This window comes from Bacillus sp. BF2-3 (genome assembly GCF_008368795.1).
Lineage (GTDB): Bacteria > Bacillota > Bacilli > Bacillales > Bacillaceae_G > Bacillus_A > Bacillus_A cereus.
Map to the genome: position 1 here is coordinate 61,117 of NZ_QOSA01000018.1, position 18,125 is coordinate 79,241.

Here is an 18,125-nt window from a genome sequence, read left to right on the forward strand (position 1 = left end):
AAACCTCTTGCTTTTGCAAGAGGGTCTCACTTTACATTATTTTATTTCGGTATAAAGATAAATAAAAAACTGTCATTTGAATAAAGAAAACACTAAATACAATGTATAAGGGATATCCTGGAATATATATATTGAAAATAGGAGAAAGCACTAAAAATCCAACTGCGAAGATTAACACATACCAGAGTGAAACAAATGCTGTACGACAAGCTCTTTCAGTAATTAACTTTTCACGTTCGTCTTCTAGGGGAAACAGTAGTGGATACATCAGATATGAAAGGGCATTATATTTCTTCTTCTGTATTTTATAAAAAATTGTTATTACAATACCTATAACTAATAAAAATAAGACTGGTGTAATATTTAATGATACTTCAAAAGTTACTTTCTTAGCGTCAATAATATTGGCAAGTTCTATAATGCCGTAATAAAGTTCAATGAATACCCAACATGCTAATGCCATAATAAGTACATTAACCACATAAGAAATCATCAATCTATTCATCCTCTTCTTCCTCCTTATTTAATACAAACACTTCTTCCATCTTCAAATCAAACACATCACAAATTGACAATGCTAGTAATAATGAAGGGACGTAATCCCCTTTTTCAATTGCTGCGATCGTTTGCCTCGTCACTCCAACTTTTTCAGCTAATACACTTTGTGTGAAATTAAAACGAGCTCTAATTTCCTTTACTTTGTTAAAAATAGTCAAGTTCACCACCTCTTAGCTTAAATGTATACCATAATTAACAAAATGTAAAGTTAACTTAACATTAATTCCGCTAAAAATCCAATTTTATAATAAGCGTTACCACCACACATTCATTAATTTAAAAATTGTATAGTAGTCCTAAAACAAAACGCAGAATGCGTGCTCTAAGGCTGAATTATTTGATATAGCAGTAAACTTCAAGTACTCCCCACCTTCCAATAGAATCAATTAATAACGTGGAAAAATCAAGTGAACTCTTGCTGTTCGAGTCGCTTAGGTACCCGAAGCTCACAAGAAAAAGAAGAAACCATATTTAAGTCTTAGGAAAGAGATAAACATTAGAAAAACTGTCATTAAAAATTCAAGTAAACTCTCTAAAAAATTTTACAATCAAAGCAGAGAGACTTTGAAACAGGAGGCGCCAATTTATGAAGCGAATTGAACGTGAAGAGAAAACAATTAGCATTATGATTGATATGTATTGTAAAAACGAACATAAACAAGATAATATATGTGAAGAATGTCGAAAATTAAAAGATTATGCTTATTTCCGTTTATCAAAATGTCCATTTCAGGAAAAGAAACCAGCATGTCAAAATTGCAAAATTCATTGTTATAAACCAGATATGAAAGGTGTAGTTAAGGACGTTATGAAAAAGAGCGGACCGAAAATGATTTTAAGACATCCATATTTCACGCTCATGCATGCTGTTGACATAATGAAGAAGTCTCCTAACTTACCAAAAAGAAAAAAGTGTAAAAAGAAAAAGTGGTTTGTCTAACAAACTAGTTTTTTTATTCCTTTTCGACTAAAGAATTATATGTGAGTTTTAAATCCTAATTGCTTCTGAATCATCTTTAAAATAAAAGTATTTCGAAAATGTTATGCAGAGATCCCTTTCCTCAAATTTGTCTGCTTTATCTCCAAACTAATCAATTTTTTGAATAGAGATTTCCGTTAGAAATCTTGGTACATCTTCATCATAACTCCAAAGATAGGTTCCGAACCTAAAGTGGCAAAAAACAAGGAGTGAATTATCGCTGTGATATATTGGGTCACTAGTTCAGGAATAGATAATGTATAGTTCTAAAAATGCAAATGTTTCATTCGTAAAGCAACAAGCTCATTTAGAGATAATCCGTAGTCTATATGCTAGATGTTTTTTAGGAGGGTTATCCTATAGTAGTAGATTAGCTTTTATTTGCTATTTTCTCCTCGACAACTTTATCGATAAGATCATCAATAATTTCCGTGCATCTTATAATAAAATCCGCATCCTCACGAGTAGTATCACTATTGCTAATACGTTCAATTACTTCTGTTCCATATTCCCTATCTTCATCTGTTTTTGCTAAATACCTTTTGTAAGCCCTTACAACTAGTATCGCTTCTTTTTGATCCATATCAATTTGGCGTAGCTCATCATCAAAGCCTTCCAATGAAATCCCTCCTGTTTGTAAATAACTAATTTTATTTAATTATATTACAATATAAAAATTTATTGTTGTATTATTTTTGTGAACTTGTGTAAAAGTGTAAATGTCCACGTTTACACTTTTACACATTAAGAACGAAATTACATGGAAGAATATGAAGTTGGATATGAAAATCGATATTCATTTGACTCTAGTGAAGAAGGATTTATAAAAGGTGAATATAACAGTGGCTTTTAGATTAAACAATATTTATTATATATCGAGTCGATACTATAACTCGATGCTGCTGAAAACGGGATATAGTATTTAAATCAAAGGAGTGGGGAAATGAGTACACAATATCAATAAGGGAACTAAAATATCTAATGGATCTCAAAAATAGTATAGGTAATGTATATAAAAAGATCACTTGTCTTGGAAACAAGTGATCTTTTCATTAGATAAATTGCTACTTGCCAACAGCAGGTAGTTGTTATCCTATTCATATGTTCAATAAATATTATATCACATTTTTTAGTTATATAGCCGGAATTGTTTCTAATGAAATGAAACCAATAATATTTCAAAAGGTGTACCTTTTGAAGCGTTAGAATACTCCTGAAGAAATAAATAATTCTAATCATAAAAGCGAGTTAATATTATTTTTTTGGCGGAATCTTCAATAATTATAAATTCACCTTTTCTATTTTTGGGACGTTTCATTTATAGAAGATAAAAATAACATAATTTTCTCAATAAGGGATTTTATTCTTTTAATATGATTTTTTAACAATTCATGGTATATCTGAATTAAGGGGACCTTTTCGGTTGATCAGGGAGTAAGATTATAAAAATGATATGGGAGGAACAAAAAATGTCATTGAAAATGAAATTAGGAGTTGGAGTGGTTTCAGCCGCTCTTGGTTTATCTTTAATTGGTGGGGGAACATATGCATATTTTAGCGATCAAGTTGTAACAAATAATACATTTGCTGCAGGTACATTGGATTTAGCTATGCAACCAACTACTTCACTTAACTTAGAAAATTTAAAACCTGGGGACAAAATATTAAAGAAATTCAATTTAAAGAATAGTGGTACATTAGATATTAAAGATTTAATGATGAAAATAGACTATACTGTAAACGACTTAAAACAAAATAATACTACAGAAGATTTCGGTAAACATATTAAAGTACAATTTCTTTGGGATTGGGATCCTGCAAAAAACCCTGCATACGAGACAACTCTTGCAGAACTAAAATCACAAAGTTCAGAGATTGTATCAAAAAAAGTATTTCATTCTAAGTGGACTGAAACAGGGGGATTAAAACCTGGGAAAATGGATTGGTTTTGGATAAAGTTTATATTTGAGGACAACGGAACAGATCAAAACGTTTTCCAAGGGGATAGTATTGCACTAAAAATGGAGTTCCAAGCCAATCAAACAGAGGGAAAAGAAAGATAATCTTACAAAAATATTGTTGTGAAAATGTAAAACTGAGCTTGTAATTTTTTATAATTTGTAAAATTAGCCATCAAATATTTATATAAAAAACCAGTGATATTAGTACATGTGTATAATATCGCTGGTTTTTTTTGAGTTTAACATTTTGTATATTTAGTAAAACTATTTTTCTTTCGGAAGTACTATTCTTTTATACAATTGAACTGTAATCAAATAATAAATTAAGTAAATCACTACGAAAATGACAAGCGGCAACCAAATTCGGAAATACGGATCAATCAAAAGCGGACCGAACATGTTCATACCAACTAATATATGAGCAATACCCACAATTGCCGGTACTAAGAATATAAAGAATAACTCTTTATAAATCGATTGTGTTAATAACCCCCGGCGGACACCAATTTTACGAAGCATTTGATAACGTGTGCTGTCTTTCGATGCGCTAGATAGAATTTTAAACATTAGGCAACTTGCCATCATTGCTAAGAACGCAATTCCAACGAAGAAACCCATAAACATGAATCCACTGGCCATACCATGACTCAGATTATACATTTGATACGTACTACCTAATTCTTCCGCTTTCACATTTTTATATTTCGCTACCTGTAATTCATCAAGTTTTTTCCATTCTTTTAAATGTGCTCCAAAATCATCTGTTTTCCCAATAAACACAGTATTTTCTTTATCCTTCAAACTATCGTATATGTTTGAATCTATAATTTTTATTTCATGATCAGGATACATATAAGTTGACTGGATTGTGAAGAAAGCTTCTTTCCATTGTTTTATTTCCGTATCATCGTTATACAGTTTATACAGTTGTTTTGGCAAAGTAAATGCATCCTTAGGAAATTCCTTTGAAACTTTCATCATCTTCCCATTTTCACTATCTTGTGCTAAAGGACGATTTTTCTCTACATCTTCTTTTTTATAATACACATACTGATTATCTACTTTGTAGCGATATTCAAACTTCTCTTGAAATAAGATGTCACTCAAAATTTTCTTTTCTTCCGCTGTTGGATTATGAACGACTGAATCGTAAACTTTTTCTTTATCAGTCGTCTTTAGAACGTTATTTTTAAATGCCATACCACACGCAATTCCACCAGCACCTAGAGCCACTAAGATTGCTACCGTTGCAAGCACCCGTGTTAGGCTATTAATTCGAAAATTCAATTGTGCAAAAGTAAAAGCATTCAGCCCTTTTTCACGACGTTTTTTATTACTCTTTATCTTGTTAAGCATAACTGGGAGAAGTGATCCAAATAACATGTAGGTACCGACTGTTGCTGTGATTAATCCAATACCCATGAATTTAGGTACGGTTACTAGCTCTTCTCCCTGTAAATGTGCTATATGGATCAGTGATGCATACCCAATACCTAGCAAAATCAGACCAAGGAATGCAACTACACCTGTCATTTTTCCTTTTACAGCGATACGCTCTGTTTTTGCATCTGCATGTACAAGTTGTAATACAGAAATACGAGATAATTTCATACTATTCATGATTGCTGATACTATAAATAGTGCAAAGAAAAAGAGGCAAGTAACAGTCATAGATGGAATATAAAATGCTTTATAATCTTCACCAGAGAATTCCAACTGCTTCATTAATAACTGACCAATACCTTCTGCAAGCCCTACACCAACTGCGATTCCGATTGCAAGAGATGTGGCACCTATTACGATTGTTTCAATAAACATAAGTAAGGTAACTTTATGCTTTTTTGCCCCTAACATCATGTACATACCAAATTCTTTTTGGCGAAGAGATAATAAGAAAGAATTTGCATATAAAATATAGAAAAACGTTACAATCGCTAATAAAAAGGAACCGATTTGGAATGCAATTGCAACCGTTTTAGCATGTGGATTGGATTCAAGGAACGCCTTATTGAGTGCTAATGTTTGAAACATATAAAAAGTTGAAATAGAGACAATCAGACCAACAAGTAAGACAATGTAATCTTGCAACTTACTTTTTAGGCCTGACATGGAAAGCTTAAATAACATGATTGAACTTCCTTCCTTATGCTTTTTGTGTGCCTAAGTTTGCAAGCACGTCTAAAATTTCTTTATAGAACTCTTCACGTGTACCACCGCGATAAATTTCTTTATATAGCTCACCATCTTGAATGAATAAAATACGCTGACAGTAACTTGCACTATATGGATCATGCGTAACCATCATAATAGATACACCTTGTTCTTTATTTAAGTTTGTCATCGCATCCAGTAAACTTGTTGCATTTTTAGAATCAAGAGCTCCTGTTGGCTCGTCCCCTAAAATAATTGCTGGTTCATGAACTAACGCGCGCGCTGCTGCTGAACGTTGCTTCTGTCCACCAGATACTTCAGATGGATACTTTTGAAGTATTGCTGAGATGCCTAACATTTCAGCTACTTTTTCTACTTTTGGTCCAATATTTCGTGATGAAACACCTTGAAGGGAAAGTGGAAGAGCGATGTTTTCGTAAATAGATAAGTTCTCCAATAAGTTAAAGTCTTGAAAAATGAATCCTAACTTTTGTGAACGGAAATCAGAAAGCTCACCTTGTTTCATTTTCGTAATATCTGTTCCTGCAATTTCAACAACGCCGCCCGTTGCTTTATCTAACGTTGAAATTACATTTAATAAGGTCGTTTTACCAGAACCAGATGGTCCCATAATTCCGACAAACTCACCCTCTTGAATTGAGAATGAAACACCTTTTAACGCGTGTGATTGGTTCTCACCTTTTTTACCGTACACTTTTTGGACGTTTTTCACGTCTACAACTAGTTTCGTCATATATATCCTCCTACGTTTGTTTCTTCATTTCTTTAAAATAAGTTGCTATTCTTATTTACTACTAACAAAATAGTGATGTTACATTTACTTTTTTCATGAGGTTGTCACGATGTATCTACTTGAAAGCTGTAAAGAAAATTTTCTCTTTAATTTCTCCTCTCTCCTCTTCGCTTTGAATACATACATGATAAACTATGAAAATTAGGAAACACCCTGTAAAACCCTTAAGAATTCTTAATTTTTATAAAAAAAAGCTTATGGAACCTGTAATTCCATAAGCCAATCTATTTGATTGGATGTTCAACAATAAAAGACATCCAACCGTCTTTATATTTTGCATGTATATTACCATTATGAAGTTCAACAATTCTTTTTGAGATAGCGAGTCCCAGTCCATTTCCCTGGTCATCTTTTCTTGCCTTATCACCCCTGAAAAATCTTTCAAACAATTTATTAGGGTCGCTAACAGGCGGCTTCTCGACTTTATTTGATACTCTCAAAATTACTTTGTTACCTATTAGTTCAAGACATACGGATAATTCGGATGGTTTCATGCTGTACTTTATCACATTCATAAACAAATTTTCATATACACGTACCATTTTTTCTACATCTATGAAGATAGGTATTGTTTCTTGTGTAATAGATTTTTGAACAATTAAACTTTCCTTTTCAAATATAGGAATGTATTCTCCAACTATTTGCTCCAACAAACCTGATAAATCAACTTCATTAAGGTTTAACTTAGCATCTATGCCCGATAAACGAGTATATTCAAACAGCTCATCAATTAAATATTTCAGTCTCTGTGACTTTGAATAAGTGGTTTCAAGGTATTCCTGTAATTGTGCGTTACTGTTGTATTGTCCTCTTTTTAATAAATCTATATAGCCAATAATAGATGTTAACGGGGTGCGTAAGTCATGAGATACATTGGTTATAAGTTCATTCTTTGTACGTTCCAATCGCCTTTCCTGTTCAAATGTATGCTCCAATTCCTTAGACATATAATTTATATTTTGAGCAAGTTGGGTCAGTTCGTCCTTCCCCTTAATCCCAATTGTCAAACCCAGTTTTCCATTGGCAATATCATTCACATTGTCCGAAATAAGCTTCAAATATACTATTTTCTTTCGAACCAATATCAAAAAAAATACTATAAAGTTACAGATTGCGAACGCAAATGAGAACCACAATGCCAAATGGGCTTCAAACACACCAAAATCTTCGTGTTCTTTAAATAATGGATCTACGATGTGTTGCAAAACAAGGATTGTTAAACCAAACGAAACAAAAAAACTAACTGCAACAGCACCAAGAAGTTTTATAATTATTTTATTTCTAAAGCTAACATTCTTCATATTTTATACCCAATTCCCCAAACAGTTTTAATATAAATGGGATGTTTAGAATCCTCTTCAATTTTGTCTCTTATTTTTGTAATATGCACCATGACGGTATTATCTGATTTATAAAAAACCTCTTTCCAAACTTCTTCATATATTTTTGCTACACTCAGGACAGTCCCTTTGTTGCGGGCAAGTAGTTCGAGAATAGCGAACTCTTTTGGAGTTAACCTTGTTTCTTTTCCCCTTACCCATACTTGATAAGTATCTGTATTCACGGTTAAGTCACCAATTTCTAGAATGCTTCTATTATGTTCTATGGACGTATTGTATTTTTTAAACCTTCTTAATTGGGATTTTACCCTAGCGATTAATTCTAATGGATTAAACGGTTTTGATAAATAATCGTCTGCACCAGAGGCTAGACCTTGAATTTTGTCTATATCCTCAGATTTTGCAGATAACATGATGATAGGTATATTGCGGTCTTCCCTAATCTTTATACACGCTTCAATACCATCCATATTCGGCATCATAATATCTAAAATAATCAAATCAAACTCCTTTTCTTCTAACAGTTGTAAAGCTTCTATAGCATCTTCAGCTTTTTGAGTTTTCAGACCTTCATTTTCCAGATATACAGAAATAAGATTTCTAATCTCTTTATCATCATCAACAATAAGAATTTTTGACTCCATATGATTCCTCCATATTTTTTCTCATATAAAACAGCTAAAAGCATAAGCAGGTGAGACATTTGTATCTTCTTTTTTCTTAAGCTTGCAAACAGAAGACAAGAAATAACATAATGTATATACGTAATATCGTTCTCCCTAATATGCTGTTCAATATTTACTACTAATCCATATACAATTAATAAGTTCCCTTCTTCTTTAAATTTTGCTTTTAGTAAAAAAATAAAATTCCTTATTATTTTTCATTAATAAAATAATTGTGTTGAGATTTCTTCTTTTAATTAATTTTTCTGCGAATACACCTGTACTCAGTCCATATTTGAGAATGTAATTTACTTTCTTCAAATCAATTCCTTCAATTATTTTGTCTCCAAGCAACCTTGAACTTGGAATGGCTACACCAATTGATTTTTAGTGCATTATATATAGAAATGAGAAAGCGAATTGTTTTCATACCTAACCATCCCATAGGTTTGAACTCATAATTATACTCTAGAATCCAAACCTTAAGAAAAAGGGGTAAAAGTTCTTAAGAATTCTTAAGCTTTCTACAGCATTTTGTCAAAAGAATATATGACGATCTTTGAAATGTTAGCGGTATCCTCAATAACACTTACTATTCGTCAATCCGAAGTACAAAAAGAACTTGTAGGGGGCACCATATCAGAAAAAAATTGTACGTTTGGACAAAAACTATCCGATTCCTTGTACGATAAGGGATCGGATAGTTATTTTACTGTTTTATATAGTGTACAATTTCTTGCTTACGAGGTCTGTGTAGCAATCGAATCAAATCTTACGTTAAGTATTAGTGGCCATCAAAAATAGTGATGACTACTTCAGATTAACATCCATCCGATATACAATTAAATATACCAATATGTTAAGACAAACGGTATGAAGAGAATTTCTACTCTTTTCATACCGTTTTGCATTTGTTTATAAGTTTCATATGAAATTCGTAGGAAGACGCAGCATCTATTTTATAAATAAGGTTCAAAAGTTACCATACCTGACAACGGAAATATTAATGTAACCCTAGTTCCCTTTTTAACTTCAGAATCAATGGTAATTTTCATACCTAATTTTGAGCACAGTTTTTCGCATAGATACAAGCCCATTCCTGTACTTTTGCTAAATCTTCTTCCATTCTCTCCAGTAAATCCTTTCTCAAAAACTCTATTTATATCTTTAGTTACTATCCCTACGCCATTATCCTCTATAATTAGTATTACTGAGTTAGTTTTCTTAATTGAGCATATACGTATCATTTGTTCTTTGTTATTTGAGTACTTTATAGAATTTCCTATTATTTGATTAATAATAAATTCAACCCATTTTCCATCACTATATACAATCTCATCAATATCCTGTATATCTAATTTTATTCTCTTATGAATAAAATCCCTATAGTTTCTTTTAATTACATTCCTTACTACATTATCAAGATTGATTGGCTTTATCATATAGTCTTTATTCACGTTAGAGCTTCGAGAATAATACAGAACCTGTTCTACAAACCCCTCAATCCGATCCATCTGAGAGTCAATTTTATTCGTTACTTCATTTTGATTATTTTCAATTATAAGCTTTGTAGAAGCTATTGGTGTCTTAATTTCATGCACCCATGTCTCTATATATTCTCTGTAATCCAATTGCATATCTCTATAATACTTTACATTTTCATGCATATCTCTACTTACTTCTTTCAGTATAGCGTTAAGCTTTTCCCCATGTATAAAGTTCGCTTCCTTTACTACCTCTGGAAGTAAGTATTTTTTCTCCAAGTTTTCTAATATGTCATTAATCTCATTATAATAATTTTTACATCTTATAAATTCTATAGCCATATATGAAATCAATGGAAAAAACCAAATACAAAAGAAAAAGAATATGATAATGAACGGAACATGCGCAGTCAGCAATATACCTGCTAGTATGATATATACCAGTACATTAGATAGTATTACTACTATTTTATCTTTAATAAATTCACCTAAATTCATGGCATTATATACCCTAAGCTTCTTCTTGTTGCAATTGGATTTTCTATACCTATCTCTTCAAGCTTTTTTCTTAATCTATTTATATTAACAGTTAAGGTGCTATCATCCACAAAATAATCAGATTTCCATAAAGTTTCTATGAGTGAATCTCTTTTTACAATATTCCCACGATTATTTATTAAGCATGAGAGTATTTTAACTTCATTTTTAGTTAATTCTACAGATTTGTCTTGATAAGTAACTGTTGCATTTGAAAGATTTAAAGTAAAATCCCTATACATTAAGATATGATTCATCTTGAAATCTCCAGATGTTCTTCTTAAAATGTTTGTTACTCTTGCCAGTAGTATTTCTGTATTATAAGGCTTTGTTATAAAATCATCTGCTCCTAAATTCATACTTATGAGTTCATCTACATCACTATCTCTGCTTGTAACCATGATGATTGGAACATTTGAAGTTTTACGTATTTCTCTACATATATAATAGCCATCGAACACAGGAAGATTTATGTCTAGTAATATAAGGGCTGCATTCTCACTTTCTATATATTCGATAATATGATTAAAATCTGTGGGAGCCTTTACTTCATATCCATACTTTATAAAAAAATGTTGTAATTCTTCTCTGATGATTTCGTCATCTTCAATCAGAATGATTTTTTTCATGATTTTTCCCTCCCTATACAGAATATAAGGCTATTACATCTTGAAAAACAAGGTGTAATAGCCCTAATGAGCATTATAAAATCAAGTATTACTTTTTACAATATTTTTATACCCGACATATGTCGTGTAGAAGTATCCTACATAAACTACAAGAAATACTAAGCCAGTCATCAATGCGGGTAAAGTAATGTCTGTTGGTTGAATTGCGTTAATAAAATTATTGATTACATAAATTCCAACTATAGAATGAATTAGGGAAAGAGTAACTGGTAGACTAAAGTATACGAAAGTTTGAATAAAAATCGTTTTGTCAATCATGGTTCCGTTTGAACCAATTCTCTTCAAAGATTTATATCGATTTATACTATCACTAGCTTCTGATAATTGTTGAAGAGCTAATACAGCCATACTCGTTATTAAAAATACAATACCTATATATATCCCAATAAACAGTATGATGGTTTTCAATCCCTTACTATCTGCACGAACTTCATCCTTTGATTTGCCTGATATATATCCAATATTTAATTTCGGGCCATTTTCATCATAAAAGCCCCTTGCAACGTTATCATATTTTTTATTATATTCTTCTCTGTTTTCATCTAAATAATTTACATTAAGTACGGATGTACCAATTTTGTAGCCTGATAAAAACTCATCATTTATAACGATTGCGAAGAAATTAAGTGGCGCATCAGAAGTGTAAAGATTCTCTTGTATAACTTTAGCGTGTTTTACCAGATATTCTTTTTCTTTAATATTCACCTTATTGCTATTTTTTAATCTTTCATTTATCCAATTAACCCACCGGTTATCATTTGATAAAAGTACAACTTCATTGTTATTTAAAGTAATTTTCTTTTCACCTTTGAGATTTAAAATTTTATTATAATCAGATACTTTAATGAAATCCACAACGATATTCTTAGCATTTTTAGTTACTTCTGGTACAACGTCACCCACTTCCATCTTTGCTGAATATACATTATAAGATACATATTTTTCGTTATTACTTAGTTTAAAATTTGATTTATTTAATACGTCTTCTATCGTGTAACTTTCATCCCTATTCACCAACACAATACTGGCATCAAATGGTGTTGTTTCTTTTATGGTTGCGTCCATCATTCTGTTAAAGCTGATTCCTGTAGATAAAGTCACCATTGTAAGGAATAACATTAAACAGATTACAGACATGGATATAAAATTTGTATTAACCTTACTATTTATTTGTTTGATGATAAATATATTTAAACCCTTAAAATAGACTTTTTTATTCTTCTTTACAACATATAATATAAATCCAGATAAACTAAAGAAAAACAGAAATGTACCTAATATGCCAAGAAGGATTGATACCACAAGCATAGGATTTTGATAATCCAATCCAATTTTTAGTACAGTCACATATGCATATCCAAGTGATGCTACACACATTATAAATGTGATTACATAGATAAGAGGATTTCTAAATTTTACATCTTCACTTTTTCTACCTGCTGTTAACAAATCAATTATTTTGTATTTAGAAACAACATATACATTAAATAACATAACAAGAAAAAACATGATCCCAAAGTATAATACGCTTTTACCTATAGCACTTGTTGAAATTATAAATTTATATTTGTTGATGGGTAATTCAAATAACTTTAATGCAAACGTCGATAATCCCTGCGATACTCCAATACCTATTATAAGTCCACTCACTAAAGAGATAACACCAACTAGGAACGTCTCTGTTACTAATATTCTGGATATGTTTCTTCTTCCCATACCTAAAGTCATGTATATTCCTAATTCTTTTTTACGTTTTTTAATTAAGAAATTATTTGCATACAATATTAAACTACCTAATATTACGGATACAAATACTGACACATTTGAGATAGCGTTCATTACTGTAGGCACATACTTTTTATCTGAAGCGCTAATTTCCATAAGTGCCTTTTGTGATTCTATGGAGTTAAAGCTATAAAATATACAAACAGCCAGTGTTAGTGTTAAGAAATATATTGCATAATCTTTAAGACTTTTCTTTACATTCCCAATAGCAAGCTTAGAGTACATTATTATCGTCACCTCCAAGAAGGGTTATAACTTCGATAATTTTGGTAAAGAACTCTTTTCTGGAATCATTTCCTCTTACCAACTCGATAAATATTTTGCCATCATTAATAAAAAGAATTCTATGAGCATAGCTTGCTGTAAATGCATCATGAGTAACCATAAGTATTGTAGCTTTTAAATCCTTATTTAGACTTTCAAATCTTTCAAGTAATAATCTAGCTGATTTAGAATCTAACGATCCTGTTGGTTCATCTGCAAGTACTAAAGATGGATCTGTTACGATAGCTCTTGCCGAACCAACCCTTTGTTTTTGTCCGCCTGACATTTGATAAGGGTATTTGCTTAATACTTGTTCAATGTCTAAATATTTTGCCACTGCTTGTATTTTCCCATCAATTTCTGAACTTTCCTCACCTTTTATAGTTAACGCTAGGGCAATATTTTCATAAGCGGTAAGAGTATCTAATAAATTAAAGTCCTGAAATATAAACCCTAATTCATTTTGTCTAAACTTATCTAGTGATTTTGATTTTAACCGCGTAATGTCACTATTATTTATCATTATTTTTCCCGTCGTAACATGATCAATCGTTGATATACAGTTAAGTAATGTAGTTTTGCCACTTCCTGAAGGCCCCATTATCCCAACAAATTCTCCCTCATCTACCTTAAAACTAATATTATCTATAGCCTTTGTTACGTTATCTTTATTACCATAATATTTTTCAATTTTTTCTACACTTAATATATTTCGCATTAATACTTCTCCTTTTTCATTATAAAAATTCTTTAACTCCCCTTCATTTTATATAATTTCATTACTAGTATCGGTGGAATTACATTTCATTAACATTACATTTTTGTTATATTGAGTGATATCTCTACATGTAAGTTATCAGAAATCGCGATAGTATAAGTAAGGATTATTCGATGCCTTACCAAAGAGGCATGTAAATGTAGGATTATCTGTTCTAGTGTAAAAAATGAAATGACTTATGTAATTAGTGGAAATACACAAACTGGTTACGGCGTAACAACAGCTCTATTTAAAAGGCATGGATTCATAGTCATTTCAGAAAAGGATTTGACCGTTAAGGCCCAGCCCATTTTATTTTTATTATTTCACAGCTAGTTTTTCTTTCACTTTCACAGGAATCTCGTCCTGCTTCACTTCTTCCCAACCTAATACATCTTCTTCAACTTTTTTATCAGAGTAGTAGACGCGTAGAAATGCTTCTTTACGAAGATTTTTTTGAGTATTAAATTTTAATTCTTTTTTCTTTACCCTCTCTATCAAATTCAGTTAAATTATAATTAAAACGTTTTGATGTTTCTCCGGTACCAATTAAAATACGTACAGATTTTAAATTCGGATGGTTTGCTAGAGTTTCGTTAAAGTGTTAGTGGTACGCTTTATAGGAAAAGCCCTAATGTACTTCTTCATATCCCTTCAAAATTTTATAAAAGGTATTTTTCTTTAGTTCTAACATTTCCATAAATATAACTGCAGTTATTTCACCACTCTCCCACTTTGAATAAGTTTCTTCAATTAAAGATCAATTCTAGGTTATTTAAAATGAAAAACAAAAATAACTTGTAGGGATTCCTACAAGTTATTTTTCAGATAATGTATAAAAGGTAAATTAAACTATCTCATTACTCGTAACGAGGAAACCATCTTACATATGGCTTGATTTCATTATATAACAAATCATACGATACGGACTTTTGGCATTTGAAAATTATGTTAATTCAGAAAAAAGGGGGATAAACAAATATTTCAAAGTCCTAAAAATACCAATTTAACACTTTGTAAAATGTATTTTAAATCAATATCTATATCATAATAAATTATTAAAAATTTATACATAGTTAAATAAAGAAGAAGAATACATTCTTACCGAAAAACTTATATATATGTTGCTTTTTATTCATCTACTTTTCAATCCCTCTATTTACAATGATTTGAATGTATATATAGTAAATTCAATGTTTAAGGGGAAATGAAAGTAAACTAATGAATAATAATTTACATTAGATATCTTTAAAAATTGTTAAAAAAACGACCTTTAATCAATCCTTTTTTCTAAAACCACAGAAAAGATAAGTACTATAGTTAACACCATAATAAACCTTACTTCACTTCCATCACTTACAAAAAATGAATACAAAGTATAAATTAAAATTAATATTCCATAAATAATTTTGTACAATGAACTCCCCCCTTTTTTTCGTAAATTTTTTAATATAAAAATTTAATTCAAGTCCTATATCAAAATAAAAAGCACCTGTGATATACACAAAGTGCTTTTCTCTTGTCAATTTATCTATTTTTACTATATTTATCTATTTTCTTTTTATAACTCAAATTTCTTCGAATCGTACTTTTCTAGAATTTGCTGCAATTCATTTTGTTTATATGGAATATGCTTATCTGTCTGTACATCTTCAGCATTTTCTCCACCTGTTAATAATCTCCTGTACTTAAAAGAGTGCCCTGTTAATACTGTTTTAATCATTTTGTATTGCCCTCCTTTTGTTTGATTACTTGTATCATAAAACAAGTATCTGAAGTTGATATGTAGTCTATCTAGAGCCTATGTAAATTTAAAAAATCTCTAACAAAATGTTTGTATTGTAACGTTACCACCAAAACTATTGCTCTAAACACCATAATTTGAAGAAACAGTACCCTATGTTCTAATCCTCAATTCCTCCTACAGCTCTATGTTTTGTAAAACTAGTTGATCCCTATAATATAAAAAGAGCACCCTTTTTTGGATGCTCTTCGTTATAACTATATATTATTTAATTTTCTTCATTTATTGGTACCATTTTTCCTTCTTGAGAATCCGTACCTGTACCTTCTGCTCTTTCAACAGTTTTTGCATGTTTTCCAGGTTGTGATTCTGTACCTTCTTTTGCTTCTACCATTTTTCCTTCTTGAGAATCTGTACCTGTACCTTCTGTTCTTTCAACAGTTTTTACATCTCCTTTAGATGCTGGTACTGCATCTTTAGGTACATCAAAGTTTTTTGAGAAAGACGTTGTTCCATCTGCACTCATTGTAACCCATTTATTCGAACTATTTTCATTTGACTTTAAATTGTCCGTTTTCGCATCATCTGCACCTACTGCACCTCCCGCTACTAATCCTGTACTTAAAAGTGCTCCTGCTAATAATGTTTTAATCATTTTTCATTACCTCCTGTTTATTTGTAATATTCATCAAAAAAGTATCTAGAGTTAATGTTTTAGTCATTATCTTTATCTACTTGTTTTTTGATTACATTTAGCATAAGGTAAGAATCTATAGTTGATATGGGCTGTATCTGGAGATTATGTAAAGAAAAATAGATAATTAATTGTATATCCTAATGGATGCTTAGACAAAATTAACATTTTATATAAGTTTGATAGTTGAATTACCCTTTGTTTTTGAACGTAAGGTTTATGGCTGGGGTAAAACCTATTGAGGACCTAATCTTTTCTAATTTGAAAGTAAACTTTTGTCTAAAAGTTTACATTGGAGTTTTGAATCATTTATAACTAATTTTGTAATAAATTTCTCAATATAGATATACTTAGCAATTATGGTTTGAATGTTCAAAATTAATGAAAATTGGAGTATTATAAAAATATGATGGTTATTCCTTTTGTTTACTCCTTGTGCAAAAGATAAGATTGTGTTCCCGATCTTATCTTTTTTCTTTGTAGATTTTTGATACAAAAAAAGGAACCCTTATTAGGGGTCACCCTATCAAAAAAAGAAAATTGTACGTTTAGATACAATTTAGAAAAAATAAAAGAAGAATCCCAAATAGAATCTTCTTTTGTTTTACATCTTGTAAAATACAACTTGGTATTATGATTGAGTAATAGTTCTTGTAACTGTTTGGTTTGGATTTGGTACTTTCCAATAAGCTGCATCCCCTGATGTTATCATTTGACCATTTGCACGCGTTACATAGTATTCGTTAATTAGCATGTATTTTGCACGTGCTATTGTATACATAAATGAATTAGAATCCGTCACTGATTTCGTGGTTGATGTACTTTTAGTAACGGATAGTGTCTTTGTAATGGATGTTGATAAATCTGTGCCTATTGCTATTTCAGTTGTTTCTATCATGGAAATTTGATCTGTTCGAGCGACACCGGTTGTTTGTTCATATTTATATGATTCACCAGATCCTACTACTTTTTGGGGTATCTTCTCCCAGTATTGTCTTCGTACTAATAATATTGTGCAGCTAATGTCTAATACAGTAAAGGCTCAAATCACCTTATTTCACTCTATTTGGTAAGGATGAACCTGAATGTTCAATTGTCGGATGAACATGAACAGTAATTTCAGCATTACTAAAATAATTTTTACCATGATCCCAATTCTTACTGATTTTTTTCCATTCTTTATAATTATGCCGCTTATACACTTCTCCTAACGCTAATACATCCACCTTATATTTTTTTTGAACAAGCTTTATTGATTTTTGAATCCTTTGTTCCATTTCCTTTGAAATATCCCTCGTTAAGCGTTTTTCATTCATATTTTGTTTATGATCATTAAAATGCAACTCCGCCAAAGTTCCTTCCAGAAATAAATGAATAGTAAACTTCGGTTTTGTAGTATTTTCATTAAATACCTTTATTTTTCGGTGTAGCTTATGAATTTCATATGTAATAAGCTGATTTTTTTTACGTATGGTAAAAAAACCTCCCATTTTTTCAGCTATTATAAAGTTCATTCCCATTGTTTGTTCTCCGCTTAACACTCCAACACATTTGTTATCCTTTCCACGAAACAACGCAGCCCCGTCCATTTTTATTCCGTTTTTTGTTGACTTTAAGATAGGGAGTACAAAACTTTGGGTTGAGATTATCTTTCCCTGCACGTTACCAATTCTTGCTGCCTCGATCACTTGAGCATTTATCAT

General features: G+C 30.9%; 18 protein-coding genes and 2 pseudogenes. 3 read left to right on the plus strand and 17 right to left on the minus strand.

What is annotated here, in order from left to right; translation table 11 throughout:
* Positions 1-31: 31 nt before the first annotated feature.
* A complete protein-coding gene (locus DN401_RS14780; RefSeq protein ID WP_149287809.1) occupies positions 32-505 on the minus strand; it encodes a DUF2178 domain-containing protein in 474 nt (157 codons plus the stop codon).
* Complete coding sequence (locus DN401_RS14785; protein WP_000151822.1) at positions 498-716, minus strand: helix-turn-helix transcriptional regulator; 219 nt, start codon at positions 714-716, stop codon at positions 498-500. The genes DN401_RS14780 and DN401_RS14785 overlap by 8 nt, the downstream gene beginning before the upstream one ends.
* Before the next feature lie 428 nt (positions 717-1,144).
* Between DN401_RS14785 and DN401_RS14790 the strand changes: the two genes are divergently transcribed.
* Positions 1,145-1,498, plus strand: coding sequence for a nitrous oxide-stimulated promoter family protein (locus DN401_RS14790; RefSeq protein WP_149287810.1), 354 nt, complete (start codon positions 1,145-1,147; stop codon positions 1,496-1,498).
* A gap of 35 nt (positions 1,499-1,533) precedes the next feature.
* On the opposite strand, the pseudogene DN401_RS30190 reads toward DN401_RS14790, so the two are convergent.
* Positions 1,534-1,866 (minus strand): annotated as a pseudogene (locus tag DN401_RS30190) (integrase); the annotation flags it as partial.
* A gap of 41 nt (positions 1,867-1,907) precedes the next feature.
* Entirely contained in the window at positions 1,908-2,156 is a 249-nt protein-coding gene (locus tag DN401_RS14795) for a hypothetical protein (protein ID WP_149287811.1), read from the minus strand.
* Between the two features lie 850 nt (positions 2,157-3,006).
* Here DN401_RS14795 and DN401_RS14800 point away from each other — a divergent pair.
* Complete coding sequence (locus DN401_RS14800; protein WP_095691667.1) at positions 3,007-3,600, plus strand: TasA family protein; 594 nt, start codon at positions 3,007-3,009, stop codon at positions 3,598-3,600.
* A 162-nt stretch (positions 3,601-3,762) separates the two neighbouring features.
* Here the strand turns inward: DN401_RS14800 and DN401_RS14805 are convergent, their stop codons facing one another.
* The 4 genes from DN401_RS14805 to DN401_RS14820 all read right to left on the minus strand — a co-directional run bounded on the left by DN401_RS14805 (position 3,763) and on the right by DN401_RS14820 (position 8,447).
* Positions 3,763-5,625: an FtsX-like permease family protein gene (locus DN401_RS14805; protein WP_149287812.1), complete on the minus strand. Its 1,863-nt coding sequence runs from the start codon at positions 5,623-5,625 to the stop codon at positions 3,763-3,765.
* A 16-nt stretch (positions 5,626-5,641) separates the two neighbouring features.
* Entirely contained in the window at positions 5,642-6,403 is a 762-nt protein-coding gene (locus tag DN401_RS14810) for an ABC transporter ATP-binding protein (RefSeq protein WP_149287813.1), read from the minus strand.
* A gap of 284 nt (positions 6,404-6,687) precedes the next feature.
* On the minus strand, positions 6,688-7,764 hold the full coding sequence (locus DN401_RS14815; RefSeq protein ID WP_149287814.1) for a HAMP domain-containing sensor histidine kinase: 1,077 nt from the start codon (positions 7,762-7,764) through the stop codon (positions 6,688-6,690).
* Entirely contained in the window at positions 7,761-8,447 is a 687-nt protein-coding gene (locus tag DN401_RS14820) for a response regulator transcription factor (protein WP_149287815.1), read from the minus strand. Before DN401_RS14820 ends, DN401_RS14815 begins: the two co-directional genes overlap by 4 nt.
* 570 nt (positions 8,448-9,017) lie before the next feature.
* Between DN401_RS14820 and DN401_RS14830 the strand changes: the two genes are divergently transcribed.
* Positions 9,018-9,272, plus strand: a complete 255-nt coding sequence (locus tag DN401_RS14830) for a hypothetical protein (RefSeq protein ID WP_149287816.1) — start codon at positions 9,018-9,020, stop codon at positions 9,270-9,272.
* A gap of 155 nt (positions 9,273-9,427) precedes the next feature.
* On the opposite strand, the gene DN401_RS14835 is transcribed toward DN401_RS14830, so the two are convergent.
* The 9 genes and pseudogenes from DN401_RS14835 to DN401_RS14885 form a co-directional block, all read right to left on the minus strand.
* Positions 9,428-10,450 (minus strand): sensor histidine kinase, encoded by a 1,023-nt coding sequence (locus tag DN401_RS14835; protein ID WP_149287817.1) that lies wholly within the window; start codon positions 10,448-10,450, stop codon positions 9,428-9,430.
* Entirely contained in the window at positions 10,447-11,118 is a 672-nt protein-coding gene (locus DN401_RS14840; protein ID WP_149287818.1) for a response regulator transcription factor, read from the minus strand. Before DN401_RS14840 ends, DN401_RS14835 begins: the two co-directional genes overlap by 4 nt.
* 81 nt (positions 11,119-11,199) lie before the next feature.
* Complete coding sequence (locus DN401_RS14845) at positions 11,200-13,188, minus strand: FtsX-like permease family protein (RefSeq protein WP_149287819.1); 1,989 nt, start codon at positions 13,186-13,188, stop codon at positions 11,200-11,202.
* Positions 13,178-13,945, minus strand: coding sequence for an ABC transporter ATP-binding protein (locus DN401_RS14850; RefSeq protein WP_048564021.1), 768 nt, complete (start codon positions 13,943-13,945; stop codon positions 13,178-13,180). The genes DN401_RS14845 and DN401_RS14850 overlap by 11 nt, the downstream gene beginning before the upstream one ends.
* 360 nt (positions 13,946-14,305) lie before the next feature.
* Positions 14,306-14,525 (minus strand): annotated as a pseudogene (locus tag DN401_RS14860) (YxeA family protein); the annotation flags it as partial.
* Between the two features lie 1,020 nt (positions 14,526-15,545).
* Positions 15,546-15,707 (minus strand): hypothetical protein, encoded by a 162-nt coding sequence (locus DN401_RS29835; protein WP_176281443.1) that lies wholly within the window; start codon positions 15,705-15,707, stop codon positions 15,546-15,548.
* Positions 15,708-15,996: 289 nt separating this feature from the next.
* Complete coding sequence (locus DN401_RS14870; RefSeq protein ID WP_149287820.1) at positions 15,997-16,383, minus strand: alpha-ketoglutarate permease; 387 nt, start codon at positions 16,381-16,383, stop codon at positions 15,997-15,999.
* A 670-nt stretch (positions 16,384-17,053) separates the two neighbouring features.
* Positions 17,054-17,320: a hypothetical protein gene (locus DN401_RS14880; RefSeq protein WP_254903123.1), complete on the minus strand. Its 267-nt coding sequence runs from the start codon at positions 17,318-17,320 to the stop codon at positions 17,054-17,056.
* Between the two features lie 154 nt (positions 17,321-17,474).
* A partial coding sequence (locus DN401_RS14885) for a Ger(x)C family spore germination C-terminal domain-containing protein (protein ID WP_304521036.1) occupies positions 17,475-18,125 on the minus strand: 651 nt, incomplete at its 5' end.

Bases quoted from the DNA above. Each gene is read 5' to 3' on its own strand.
- DN401_RS14845 (WP_149287819.1), bottom strand. From the start codon at position 13,188: ATGTACTCTAAGCTTGCTATTGGGAATGTAAAGAAAAGTCTTAAAGAT.
- DN401_RS14800 (WP_095691667.1), top strand. From the start codon at position 3,007: ATGTCATTGAAAATGAAATTAGGAGTTGGAGTGGTTTCAGCCGCTCTT.
- DN401_RS14835 (WP_149287817.1), bottom strand. From the start codon at position 10,450: ATGAATTTAGGTGAATTTATTAAAGATAAAATAGTAGTAATACTATCT.
- DN401_RS14790 (WP_149287810.1), top strand. From the start codon at position 1,145: ATGAAGCGAATTGAACGTGAAGAGAAAACAATTAGCATTATGATTGAT.
- DN401_RS14805 (WP_149287812.1), bottom strand. From the start codon at position 5,625: ATGTTATTTAAGCTTTCCATGTCAGGCCTAAAAAGTAAGTTGCAAGAT.
- DN401_RS14880 (WP_254903123.1), bottom strand. From the start codon at position 17,320: ATGATAGAAACAACTGAAATAGCAATAGGCACAGATTTATCAACATCC.
- DN401_RS14850 (WP_048564021.1), bottom strand. From the start codon at position 13,945: ATGCGAAATATATTAAGTGTAGAAAAAATTGAAAAATATTATGGTAAT.
- DN401_RS14840 (WP_149287818.1), bottom strand. From the start codon at position 11,118: ATGAAAAAAATCATTCTGATTGAAGATGACGAAATCATCAGAGAAGAA.
- DN401_RS14830 (WP_149287816.1), top strand. From the start codon at position 9,018: ATGACGATCTTTGAAATGTTAGCGGTATCCTCAATAACACTTACTATT.
- DN401_RS14810 (WP_149287813.1), bottom strand. From the start codon at position 6,403: ATGACGAAACTAGTTGTAGACGTGAAAAACGTCCAAAAAGTGTACGGT.
- DN401_RS14820 (WP_149287815.1), bottom strand. From the start codon at position 8,447: ATGGAGTCAAAAATTCTTATTGTTGATGATGATAAAGAGATTAGAAAT.
- DN401_RS29835 (WP_176281443.1), bottom strand. From the start codon at position 15,707: ATGATTAAAACAGTATTAACAGGGCACTCTTTTAAGTACAGGAGATTA.
- DN401_RS14870 (WP_149287820.1), bottom strand. From the start codon at position 16,383: ATGATTAAAACATTATTAGCAGGAGCACTTTTAAGTACAGGATTAGTA.
- DN401_RS14815 (WP_149287814.1), bottom strand. From the start codon at position 7,764: ATGAAGAATGTTAGCTTTAGAAATAAAATAATTATAAAACTTCTTGGT.
- DN401_RS14780 (WP_149287809.1), bottom strand. From the start codon at position 505: ATGAATAGATTGATGATTTCTTATGTGGTTAATGTACTTATTATGGCA.